10 protein-coding genes are annotated in these 12,194 nt (G+C 40.9%); 4 read left to right on the forward strand and 6 right to left on the reverse strand.

The genetic code is table 11. The annotated features are described in order from the left end of the window. Window positions 1-19: 19 nt before the first annotated feature. Window positions 20-1,327, reverse strand: a complete 1,308-nt coding sequence (locus tag AWW72_RS02195) for a CitMHS family transporter (RefSeq protein ID WP_047430256.1) — start codon at window positions 1,325-1,327, stop codon at window positions 20-22. Between the two features lie 405 nt (window positions 1,328-1,732). Here AWW72_RS02195 and AWW72_RS02200 point away from each other — a divergent pair, with 405 nt between their 5' ends. Further along, on the forward strand, window positions 1,733-2,494 hold the full coding sequence (locus AWW72_RS02200; protein WP_062846300.1) for an HD domain-containing protein: 762 nt from the start codon (window positions 1,733-1,735) through the stop codon (window positions 2,492-2,494). A 69-nt stretch (window positions 2,495-2,563) separates the two neighbouring features. On the opposite strand, the gene AWW72_RS02205 is transcribed toward AWW72_RS02200, so the two are convergent. Then, window positions 2,564-3,856, reverse strand: a complete 1,293-nt coding sequence (locus tag AWW72_RS02205) for an MFS transporter (RefSeq protein ID WP_005260039.1) — start codon at window positions 3,854-3,856, stop codon at window positions 2,564-2,566. Window positions 3,857-4,487: 631 nt separating this feature from the next. Further along, window positions 4,488-4,865, reverse strand: coding sequence for a MerR family DNA-binding protein (locus tag AWW72_RS02210; protein WP_062846301.1), 378 nt, complete (start codon window positions 4,863-4,865; stop codon window positions 4,488-4,490). 106 nt (window positions 4,866-4,971) lie between these two features. Here AWW72_RS02210 and AWW72_RS02215 point away from each other — a divergent pair, with 106 nt between their 5' ends. Next, window positions 4,972-6,075 (forward strand): SDR family NAD(P)-dependent oxidoreductase, encoded by a 1,104-nt coding sequence (locus AWW72_RS02215; protein WP_062846302.1) that lies wholly within the window; start codon window positions 4,972-4,974, stop codon window positions 6,073-6,075. Window positions 6,076-6,135: 60 nt separating this feature from the next. Here AWW72_RS02215 and AWW72_RS02220 read toward each other — a convergent pair whose 3' ends face one another. Together AWW72_RS02220 and AWW72_RS02225 are read right to left on the reverse strand one after the other, a co-directional pair. Next, entirely contained in the window at window positions 6,136-7,023 is an 888-nt protein-coding gene (locus tag AWW72_RS02220) for an SDR family NAD(P)-dependent oxidoreductase (protein WP_004776098.1), read from the reverse strand. 255 nt (window positions 7,024-7,278) lie between these two features. Further along, window positions 7,279-8,556: an O-acetylhomoserine aminocarboxypropyltransferase/cysteine synthase family protein gene (locus AWW72_RS02225; RefSeq protein ID WP_062846303.1), complete on the reverse strand. Its 1,278-nt coding sequence runs from the start codon at window positions 8,554-8,556 to the stop codon at window positions 7,279-7,281. 299 nt (window positions 8,557-8,855) lie between these two features. Here AWW72_RS02225 and ettA point away from each other — a divergent pair, with 299 nt between their 5' ends. Together ettA and AWW72_RS02235 are read left to right on the forward strand one after the other, a co-directional pair. After that, window positions 8,856-10,517 carry an energy-dependent translational throttle protein EttA gene (ettA, locus tag AWW72_RS02230; protein ID WP_004776096.1) on the forward strand — a complete coding sequence of 554 codons (1,662 nt, stop codon included), beginning with the start codon at window positions 8,856-8,858 and terminating at the stop codon, window positions 10,515-10,517. Between the two features lie 183 nt (window positions 10,518-10,700). After that, window positions 10,701-11,294: a hypothetical protein gene (locus tag AWW72_RS02235; protein ID WP_005260030.1), complete on the forward strand. Its 594-nt coding sequence runs from the start codon at window positions 10,701-10,703 to the stop codon at window positions 11,292-11,294. A 145-nt stretch (window positions 11,295-11,439) separates the two neighbouring features. Here AWW72_RS02235 and AWW72_RS02240 read toward each other — a convergent pair whose 3' ends face one another. Continuing rightward, the gene (locus tag AWW72_RS02240) at window positions 11,440-12,132 is read right to left on the reverse strand and encodes a YidX family protein (RefSeq protein WP_062846304.1); all 693 of its coding nucleotides are present in this window, start codon (window positions 12,130-12,132) and stop codon (window positions 11,440-11,442) included. Between the last annotated feature and the right edge of the window lie 62 nt (window positions 12,133-12,194).

Genomic DNA, 12,194 nt, shown 5'->3' on the forward strand with positions numbered 1-12,194 from the left:
TTTTTTATTTTGACAAGGATTAATAGAGGCCGAGTAAGAACCCAACGCCTAAGATAAAGAAGCTAAATAGCCAGATCCAGCCAAATGAATAGCGTAAGTGACGTCCCATATCTGTACCTGCAAGACCCATGGCAAGCCATGTTGCTGGTGAGAATGGACTGACAAATGTTCCTGCGTTATTACCAATTGCCATGGCATAAACCACTGAATCAGCGCTTACACCAGCTGTTGCAGTCACTTCCTGAACAATTGGCAAAAGGGCAAAGTAGTAAGCATCGGTGCTGGTAAACAGGTCCATTGGAACACCCAATATACCGACCAGAATATGTAAGCTACCGACCCAAGTACTTGGTAAAATATGAATCAGATCCAGTGCGATGGACTTCAACATGCCTGATTCTGAGAGAATTCCCAAGAAAGCACCTGCAGCAAAAATGATTGCAACCATGCTTAATGCCTGAGGCGCATGACGGCTAATCACCGCCATTTGTTCTCTTGGTTTCGGGAAGTTCACCAGTAATACCAGTGATAATGCAATCATAAAGACATAGGGCGCTGAGAACAGACCAAAAGCCAGACAGATCACTGCAACAACAACCAAGCCGATGTTAAACCAGAATTTCTTAGGTTTTACTTCTTCTTGTACATCTTCAGCCATGTCAGCTGCCATGCAGTCTTGCTCAAAAGGTGTGGTCCCTAACGCTTGCGCTGCCAGAATACGTTTCTTTTCACGTAAACCCATCAATACCGCAAAGCCCATCATACCGACGACCCCGATGACCTGAACAGGAATCAGGCTACGCCAGAGTTCAGCGGCTTCAATACCCGTTACCGCAGAAGCACGGCCTAGCGGGCCACCCCACGGCACCATATTCATGACGCCCATGCTGCCAGCCATCAAAAGAAGCATCAGATAAGGACTCATACCCAGTTTGCGGTAGAGCGGGAGTAAAGCGGGGATAATAATGAGAAAAGTTGCTGCGCCAGAACCATCCAGATGGACAACGGCAGCAATCAGGGTGGTCATCACCGCAACAATCACCACATTGCCGCGGGTCATGCGTACCATGTTCCGGATCATTGGATCAAAGACATGTAACTCTTTTAAAATACTGAAAAACAAAATGGCAAATAAAAACATAGTGGCCACTTTGCTGACTTTTAATAGCCCTGCTTCAAAGAAACCAGAAATCTCGCTAATAGAAAAACCAGCAATTAAAGCCCCAATAAGTGGAACAATCGACATTGCGACGATCGGGCTGGTTTTGCCAGACATGAGTAACGCGACAATCGTTACAATAATTAGAATACCTATCAGCGTAAGCATTATTTACTCCCTTAAGCCGTAACCTCTTGCCATAAAAAAAGTGTTAAAAGTACACCAAAAATAAAAAAATAAAGCGCCGTCCATTATGCATAAAATCTTAAAATAAGCTTAAATTTAAGAAGAAAAACTACACGAAAAGATGAATAAATGAACAATTTGTTTAATTTATTGCAAAAATGGACTTTAAATGATGGGCAAAACTATCTGAAAAGTGGATAAGTTATCAGCATTTCCTTATTCGTATAATCAGGAGATATAGTCGAGTTCTTTGTGATGAAGTTAAGGATTATTTTTTTAATAACGACCTATTTTTTAGAACATCTGAATCAAAGCAAGTTAAAGATTTTGACATTATGAATTCTTTGTTTTAAAAATTAGAGTAATTACTCTAATTTGAGAAATGCAATGCAAATTGGCCGACAAATATGGATGACACGGACTTCAGGTGATTTAGCGTTAAGAGACCGTTTGGCGTTACTCCGTCATAGCTTATTTCCTGTTATTCAACAAACAATTAAAAGCTATGCCTTAGCACATCGTGACAAGGTGGATAAACAGCATGAGCTGAGTATCGCGGATCTCACATTACCTGATAGCGCAGATGTGCTACATGCCTTAGACCAAATGCAATCTTGCAGTACGGAGGCCTTACAGAATCATTGTCTTCGAACATGGTGCTATGCCAGTGCCTTTGCCAAAATACACCAACACCCATGTGATCATGAACTGTTAGCTGTCTCCTGTCTGTTACATGATCTGGGGATGACGACACAATATGATCAGCATCATGCAGATTGTCGTTGTTTTGCTGGACAAGGTGCTTATGCTGCAAAAGACTGGTCAATTCAACAAGGTTGGGAAGAAGGACGCGCTGATCAGCTTTTTGATGTGATCAGTATGCATATGAATCCATATGTTGGACTTGAGGAAGGTGTTGAGGCTCATTTATTACAACAAGCTGCTAGCTGTGATGTGATTGGAAGCCGTGGCTTTGAGTTTTCAAAACAGTTTAGACAGCAATTGCAGCAAAAATATCCTCGTCTCGATTTTAATCGGATCATGATTGAATTTACGCAACAAGAAGCACATAAACGGCCCCGATCCCGTACTGCAATGATTGTACAGAGCGGTTTTAAACAGTTGGTGAATTTAAATCCTTACGTGTAATAAGCCAAAATAAAAAAACCACTCTTGCCTAAACAAAAGTGGTTTCTCAGTATTTTGAATCGAATTTATTTAGTGGTCATGTTCCAGATATTCTGGTTTCTTCGGTAATGCCCAACTACAGAAGAAGCAGATTGTCAGCATGATAATCACATAAATAAAGAAGATATTTTCAATGCCTGCATCTTTAAAGAGTAATGCAACCGAAGGTGCTGAACCACCAAATAAGGCATTACCCACTGCATAAGAGAAGCCAACGCCTAAGGCACGAACATGCGGAGGGAACATTTCTGCTTTCACCAAACCACTGATCGAGGTATAGAAGCTGAGCAGCATCATCAAGAAAATCAGCAATAAGGTAATAATGACAGGCGAATCAACAAAGCTTCGCATACCTGTCACCATCACTGGATAGATAAAGATTGCGCTGAGTAAACTGAAAGCCAGCATGGAAGCACGACGGCCAATTCGGTCTGAAAGCATACCAAACAAAGGTTGCGCCAACATGAAGACAAACAATGCTGTTGTCATGATGAAACCAACGGTTTTGCCATCCATACCAATGTTGGTCAGATAAGTTTTAGAATAAACAGTAACAACATAGAAGGTTAATGAACCCGCAGAGGTATAACCTACTACCAGCAGGAAGGTTTTCCAGTGCTGTTTAAGTAAGGCAACTAAACTACCTGATTCCTCACGTTCCGCATCTTCATGCGATAAGGTTTCTTCTAAACGACTACGCGCCAGTAAAGACAAGATCGCAGCAATACCACCAATCACGAATGGGATACGCCAGCCGCCATCATTCAATTGCTGTTCAGTCATAAAGCCAAGCAAGATAACCCCGAGTAAGCTTGCGAGTAACTGACCGCCTGAGAGTGTGACGTATTGAAATGAAGCAAAGAAACCGCGTTGTCCTTTTAACCCCAGCTCACTCATGTAGGTGGCTACCGCACCATATTCACCACCGACAGAAAGACCCTGCAATAAGCGAACCATCAGGAGCAAGAAGGGTGCCCACATACCGACTTGATCATACGTTGGTAATGCTGCAAAGAGGAATGAACTCAACGCCATCAGGCAGATAGAAATCACCATGGACTGTTTACGACCGCTACGGTCAGCGATACGTCCAAATAACCAGCTACCAATTGGACGCATAAAGAAGCTAGCAGCAAATACACCCCAGACATAAATCGCTTTCGTGGTTGGCTCCATATCTGGTGCAGTTAATGCATGCGTAAAATAAGCAGCAAAGACGGCATAAATATAGAAATCAAACCATTCAACCAAGTTCCCTGATGCCGCACCGACAATACCTTTGATGCGACTTCTTTTTTCTTCCTTGCTATATACCTGACTCATATACGTTCCTTTTCAACCAAGCAAGATTCTGTAACTGAATCTTTACAGAATGTTATATACCGCTAAAGAAGCATGAAAATGACACTATTTTGTATGCTTTTTATGAATACATTTTTGTATGCGGAGAATATGCGTGATTTTGAGCTAAATCATTGACAGATATAGGATGTCAGAATGGTCAATATATAGGTTTTAATCTTTTAAAAAGCAAATAATTGAGTGCTACACAGAGATAATATTTTTAGGCATCTCACTGAATTTATGTAAGTGGATTGTAAAAGAACCATTTTGGTGCACGGTATTGCACTATTTCTTTGAAATTAATTGAATGGCTATGTGGAGGCTGAATTCTAGTCAATGTATTAAAAATGGATATCCTCTAATTGGGTTATAAACAGACCAAATCGTTAGGGCTGGTGATTAAATCAGCGAAGCTGTGGATAAGTTTTAGTTTATACACACGCTTAATCGTTCTTTTTGTTGGACGTTTTTTCATCAGTCTGTCATTTCAGTTTTGGTGCCACATCGCATTGGCGACTAAGGGAATTTTAAAAGATATGACTTTGACTGTTTTGTTGGAGAAATCATGTCAGAACAGTCTTCAATATTGTCCTCTAACTTTTAAAAATAATCATTCGAATGATGGAATCGGGCAGTCTGCTCGTAATGGACACGGCTTTCCTTGGGTCAGTTTGCTGAGCATGGTTCTGATTTGATAAAGCTGGGCAATTTTTTCATCAATGAGATTCAGCTTTTCTTGAACAATTGTTCGAACTTGTGCCGCGGGAATTTCGTCTTGCGCCGTCATTGCTAAAATTTGTTTAATTTCATTTAGTGTATAACCCAGATTTTTAGCAGAGCGAATGAGTTGTAGTTGTTGTAAGGTTTGTTCCGGGTAATCTTTATAGCCATTATTGCAAGTAATAGACTGGATCAGTTGCATTTTTTCATAAAAGCGAATGGTATCTCGGCTTAAATCTGCCTGTTTAGCCAACTGTCCAATCAACATGGTGAGCATCCTTTATTATTTTAAAAAAGTGGCGTATCAACCACTTGACCATTGAGTGTACTCCATCCTTTAGCCTGTGCCTACATTCAATCAAAAGGCAAGTGAAATGGACACTAAAAACTTAAGCATTCAGCGGAATAGACAAATTGCATTGGTTGCAGGCGCAACTGGATTTATTGGCCGATATTTAGTTTTGGAGCTTTTGAAAGAGGGGCATTCGGTCTTTGCTTTGGTTCGGAATCAAGCTGAGCAGCAAGAAACACTGACGCATTGGCTTACCCAGAAAAATGTATCTTTGCATCACCTAGCTTTTATTCAGGGAGATGTCACTCAGGCAAATCTTGCTATTCATCCGCAAGATTGGGAAAAGCTAAAATCTGTGAATACTTTATATAATAGTAGCGCGTTGTTTGCATGGAGTCTGGGTATGCAGCAAGCACGGGCTGTTAATGTTGAAGGCGCATTGAATTTATTGACTTGTGTACATCAGCATTGTGACTTAAAACGGGCAGTGCATGTGTCTGGTTATATGCTAACGCTGCTTGACCATTTACAACAGGCAGGCGTCTGTCTCGAACAGTCTGACAAGACGGAGTGGCAAGCTGTTTATCAGCGCTTAGGTGCCTATGAAGCCTCTAAGATAGAAGCGCATTTTGCATGGATACAATGTGCACAGCACTTATCTGTGGACTGGACTGTGATCCATCCAGCGACTGTGTTAGGGGATGATATTTCAGGTGAAATTCCTTTAAATCAACCGATTGCCCAAATGGTTGATTTGCTGAAACGCAAGAAAATGAGTGTACTTCCTGCAACAGTACAGCATTATCTACCTTTGATTCGTGTCGATGATTTATGTCAGATAATGGTAAAGGCATCGCTGGATCAGGATTTGGCAAACCAAGCAATGTTAGTCGTCAGCGAACATCATCTTGCTCTGCATCAATTGACCCATTTGATTGCGGACCAGTTACAGGTCACTGCACCTACACGACATGTCCCGATTGGCTTATTGACGTTCATTTTAAAATGGCAATGGTTGGCGAGAAAGCTGGAATTATCTACGGAAATGTTAAATTTCCTTAGAACTGAGCCTTTGGAACAAACAGTTTTACAGCAATTTCAGCAGCGGTGGCAGATTTCAACGGGCAATCTCGAACAAGCAATTCGTAAAACCACTGACTGGGTTAATCACACGACTCATTCCTGATTTATTAAAAAAAACAGCCAATCAAAAGATTGGCTGTTTTACTCAACTCGAAAAAAGAGATTACCAGTGTTCACCTGGGAACAAGCGGGCATAAGCACGTTGAACCAGATTGAGTTTTTCTTGTTTGCCGACAGAAGCGGTAGAGCTCGGGAACAGGTTATAGCCAATCGACATGAGGATATTGTTGACATCTGGTGCAATCGCATAAGTAATCGAAGCAAGGCGACCTAAGTTGGTTGCGATTTTCTTCGGACGTTTTACGATGGCATAAGCAATCAGGTCAGCAGCTTCTTCTGGTGAAAGCGTAGGCACATATTTATAAATCTTGGTTGGCGCAATCATTGGCGTGCGTACCAAAGGCATATAAATAGAGGTAATTGCAATTTTATGTGAATGCACTTCAGCAGATAAACAACGGCTAAATGCATCTAAAGCTGCTTTTGATGCAACATAGGCCGAGAAGCGAGTGGCATTGGCAAGCACACCAATCGAGCTGATATTAATGATCTGACCATCTTTGCGTTGCATCATGTGCGGCAAGATGTTGAGAACCAGACGAACTGCACCGAAGTAATTTAACTGCATAGTACGTTCGAAGTCATGGAAACGGTCAACCGACTCATGCACAGCACGACGGATTGAACGACCTGCATTATTTACAAGAATATCAATATGATCGACCGCAGCCAAAATTTCTTTTGAAACTGCATCAATTGATTCCATCTCGTTAAGATCACATGGAAAAACAGAGGCTTTTCCACCCTCAGCTTCGATTTCTGCTTTCACCTCATCTAACTTCTCCTTGGTGCGAGCGAGCAATAAGACGTGGGCACCTGCTTGCGCAAGATATTTTGAAACTGTTAAACCAATACCACTTGATGCACCAGTGACAATGATTGTTTTACCGTCGACTTTTTGCTGAAAAAGTTTTTTGAGTTTTGCATTCATGTAAGTATCCTACATTCATCACGAATAATGCTGTTGTGTGCAATGCTGTCCTATATCGCTTAACACTGCAATTTATTTTGGTCTAATATTAACCGATCTTTTTGGTTTGTCTAGTGTAAATATCTGAAAAATAATAGATTTTTTAGAGTAAAAACTCTAAAACAAGGTCTTGTATTAGTTGAAAAAGCAATCATATTTTTAAAGTTTTGCACAAAAAATAAGCTCCTGTTCTGGGGCTTGTTGATTTCATTAAAATTAAACTTGGGCAAGGGCCTGTTCAAGATCTGCAATCAGGTCATCAACATGCTCGATCCCGATCGATAAACGGACTAAATCTTCACTGACACCCGCTGATTTTAGCTCCTCTGCATTGAGCTGGCGGTGGGTTGTGGTTGCAGGATGGCAAGCCAGACTTTTGGCATCACCGATATTGACCAAACGGGTAAATAACTGCAATGCATCAATAAAGCGAGTGCCACCTTGTAAGCCATCTTGTACCCCAAAAGAGAGGATGGCAGAAGGTTTACCTTTCACATACTTTTGTGCCAAATGATGCTGTGGATGATCTTTTAGACCCGCATAATTCACCCATTTTACTTTTGGATGTTGTTTTAGATATTCAGCAACTTTTATGGCATTTTCAGTATGACGTTCCATACGCAGATTTAAAGTTTCCAGTCCTTGCAAGATCAGGAACACGCTGAGCGGACTGATTGCAGCCCCTGTATTACGTAACGGCACCACACGGGCACGAGCGATAAAGGCTACTTCACCTAAGGCTTCGACATAATTCACGCCGTGATAGCTTGGATCAGGCGTATTCAAAGCCTTAAAGCGCTCAGGATATTTGCCCCAAGGGAATTTGCCACTATCGACAATTATGCCTCCGATGCTGTTGCCATGTCCGCCAATATATTTGGTTAGGGAATGAATCACGATATCAGCACCGAACTCGAAGGGCTTTAATAACGCAGGGGTGGCCACCGTATTATCAACAATCACAGGCACGCCGTATTCATGTGCAATCTTGGCAATGGCTTCAAGGTCAATAATATTACCAAGTGGATTACCAATCGACTCAACAAAGACCAGTTTGGTTTTGTCGTCAATAATCTGGCGTAAGGCCTCTGGATTTTGATAATCGAAGAAACGCACCTCAATGCCTTGTTTTGGTAAGGTATGTGCAAATAGATTGTAGGTTCCACCATATAAGGTTGAGACCGATGCAATATTGTCACCTGCTTCGGCAATGGTTTGAATCGCGTAGGTAATAGCAGCCATGCCTGAGGCTAAAGCCAAAGCGCCAATGCCACCTTCCAGTGCTGCAATGCGTTGTTCGAGTACGGCAGTGGTTGGGTTCATAATGCGGGTATAGATATTGCCCTGAACTTTTAAGTCAAATAGGTCTGCACCATGTTGTGTATTATCAAAGGCATAAGAGGTCGTTTGATAAATCGGCACGGCCACAGCTTTGGTGGTGGCTTCTGGTGAATATCCCGCATGAATGGCTAAAGTTTCATCTTTATAGGTCATGATTACATCATCTACGTGAGTTAAATAATCATCGAGTCTAGCCTATATTTTATCCAGAATGATGCATAAATTTTGCGCTCTATAGTGTTTTTAGTGATATAGCACGGTTGATCTGAAGCAGATGAATTTTTTATCCACTGTAAATCATTCAGGCCTGTAATGTCTTGAAAAAGAAAATCCTTTGTTGAAGCCAAACAAATGCCAACTTAACTTCAAGTCAATGGGGTTTCAGCGTATAATATGCCAGATATTTTTTCGCTTATTTGCGATGTACTGGTTTTTCAATTGAGGAGTCCTGCGTGGCCCAATATATTTATACGATGAACCGAGTGTCTAAAATGGTTCCGCCGAAGCGCGAAATCTTAAAAGACATCTCTTTATCATTTTTCCCAGGCGCAAAAATTGGTGTGCTTGGTTTGAACGGTGCAGGTAAGTCAACCCTTCTCCGTATTATGGCTGGCGTAGATAAAGATTTCTCAGGTGAAGCTCGTGCACAACCAGGAATCAAAATCGGTTACTTAGAACAAGAGCCACCACTTGATCCAACTAAAGACGTTCGTGGTAACGTTGAAGATGGTGTACGTGAAGCACTTGATGCTTTAGAACGTCTTGATCAGGTTTTTGCTGAATATGCTGAACCAGATGCTGATTTTGATGCGCTTGCGAAAGAGCAAGAAAAATTAGAATCAATCATCCATGCATGGGATGCACACAACCTCAATAACCAGCTTGAAATTGCTGCTGATGCATTGAACCTTCCAGCGTGGGATGCCGATGTATCATTGCTTTCAGGTGGTGAGCGTCGTCGTGTTGCATTGTGCCGTTTATTACTTTCTAAGCCAGACATGTTGCTTCTAGACGAACCGACGAACCATTTGGATGCTGAATCAGTATCTTGGTTAGAACGTTTCTTGAAAGATTTCCCTGGCACAATCGTTGCGATTACGCATGACCGTTATTTCTTGGATAACGTGGCTGAGTGGATTCTTGAACTTGACCGTGGACATGGTATTCCTTACCAAGGTAACTATTCTTCTTGGTTGGAACAAAAGAATGCCCGTCTAGAGCAGGAACAGAAACAAGAAGAATCTTTTGCTAAAGCATTGAAAAAAGAACTTGAATGGGTTCGTTCAAATGCCAAAGGCCAGCAAAAGAAAAACAAAGCGCGTATGGAACGTTTTGAAGAGCTTAACTCTAAAGAATTCCAACAACGTAATGAAACATCTGAAATCTACATTCCACCTGGCCCACGTTTGGGTAACAAAGTTGTGGAAGTGGAAGGGATCAGTAAATCATTCGATGGTCGCTTACTCTATGAAAACCTGACTTTCACTGTACCTCCTACAGCGATCGTGGGTATCGTTGGTCCAAACGGTGCGGGTAAAACCACCTTATTCCGTATGATGACTGGCGAACAGCAACCGGATACGGGTACTGTGACTTTAGGTGAGTCAGTTAAAGTGGCTTACGTAGGTCAGATTCGTGACACCTTGGATAACAACAAAACGGTTTGGGAAGAAGTTTCTGGCGGTTTAGATATCCTGAAAATTGGTGATTATGAAATCGCATCACGTGCTTATATCGGTCGCTTTAACTTTAAAGGTCAAGATCAGCAAAAACGTGTAGGTGAATTGTCAGGTGGTGAACGTAACCGTTTACAACTTGCGAAGATCTTGCAGATGGGCGCAAACGTGATCTTACTGGATGAGCCATCGAACGATTTGGATATCGAAACTTTACGTGCACTTGAGGATGCAATTCTTGTATTCCCAGGTACAGTCATGGTGGTATCGCATGACCGTTGGTTCCTTGACCGTATTGCAACACACATCTTGTCGTTTGAGAACGAACAGCCAGAATTCTACACAGGTAACTATGCAGAATACGAAGCTTACCGTCAGTCACGTTTAGGTGATGATGCATCTCAAAAACGGACAAAATACAAAAAAATTACGGGTTAATCTTCCGTGAATAAAAAACCAGCCTGAGGGCTGGTTTTTTTATTTTATAGGTCATCAAAAATATTAAGGAATAAGGATCTAAAATTTCCTAAAGTCATTGAATTTATACTTATATTTTTAATTTATTAAGATTAATATTAAGGCTCAACTTATTAAAAGGTAAATATACCTTTCTGGAAAATTATGAAAAAAATTAAACTTTATTCTATTGCCTTAGGGGTAGCTGTTGCGACGCAACTTACTGGATGTCTTTCAGTAAAATCTTATGTTGATCCAGCTTATAAGTCTGTTACCTATTCGGATATTAAAAGACCCGCTCAACCTATTCCTGTAGTTTTAACGACTGAATTTCAGAGAAATGGAGTGGTTATTCCAAAAGCAGGTAAAGAATTACAATCGGCAGTCGAGCGCAGTTTAAGAGCAACGGGTGTATTTTCTCCAATAGCTCAATCTAATGGCGATAAGCAGGCAAAATTACATTTAACCGCGAATAATGTGGCTGATTTGGGTGAGGCAGCAGGCAAAGGCGTTTTAACAGGTTTGACTTTTGGTGCTGTTGGTAATGCAATTGCTGATAAATATGAGTTTAAATTTAACTATATTGATGCGCAAGGCAAAGAAACATCTCAACGTTACCCTCATATGATTTTAACAACAGTTGGAAATAAAAAAGCTCCTGTTGAAAACGTACAACCAATGTCGATCAATGAAGCATTCAATAAAGTTGTTGATGATGTTGTAATACGTTTTTCTTATGATCTACAAAAACAGCAGTAAATATTTAGGCTGAATAAATAAGCCATTTGTAATTATATTCTGCCACCTAATATTTAGATAAAAACCAGCCTTCAGGTTGGTTTTTTTATATTCATTAAAAGTTGGGTAGATCAGCAGGGTATATAAAAAAGCCAATGCTCGACGTTTAATTATTAAATTCACCACGTAAGTCAGACCACATCAGTGATGGAACAACGGTAATCACATCGAAAGTCATGGCAAATGGATACAGCGCCATGCGGGTCGCCTTTTTGACAGGATGCTTTTTGGTAATTTTATTTTCCTGTTGCAGAATAATTGGATAAGGTTGCGCCAGTGCCTTCTCAACTTTTTTAGCTTCTTGCGTCTGATAGAGTTGGCCTTTGAAGAAAATATTGATATACGGATAAGGCGCTGTCTGTTGATTGTGAATAATATTAAAATTTTGTCTAAAGCCTAGAGACTTTAATAGATCTTTTTGCGCGTCATTTAAATCTACCATACGTGTGTTATAACGAATCTGTAATACGCCATGAAAATGACTCGGATCATCCATCGTCAGTACCAGTGGGGAAGGACTGGTCAGACTCCGTTGATCTGCTGGAATCGCATGTAGTAATTTGGACAGCTCGGCGCTACCATCGGTCATTAAATAATTGAAATCCTGACCAATAAAAACAATACCTTGTTCTTGCTGGTTCTCAACAGCCTGTCCTAAAGCAAGGATTTGATCTTTTGCTAAAGTGATAGTCTCGGTTCGTGTGGTTTCATTAGGAAGTGCCTGTGAAAGCAATGTCGTAGCACAAGCACTCAAGTTTAAACAGGCGACAGCAATCAGGGCAAAAAATAATTTATGCATTATGGTAACTCAAATCAGAAATTCATTTTTCTAAAGAAAAAACTTTTTTAAATCAGTCTTAA

It is taken from the genome of Acinetobacter sp. NRRL B-65365 (assembly GCF_001605865.1).
GTDB classification, from domain to species: Bacteria; Pseudomonadota; Gammaproteobacteria; order Pseudomonadales; family Moraxellaceae; genus Acinetobacter; species Acinetobacter vivianii.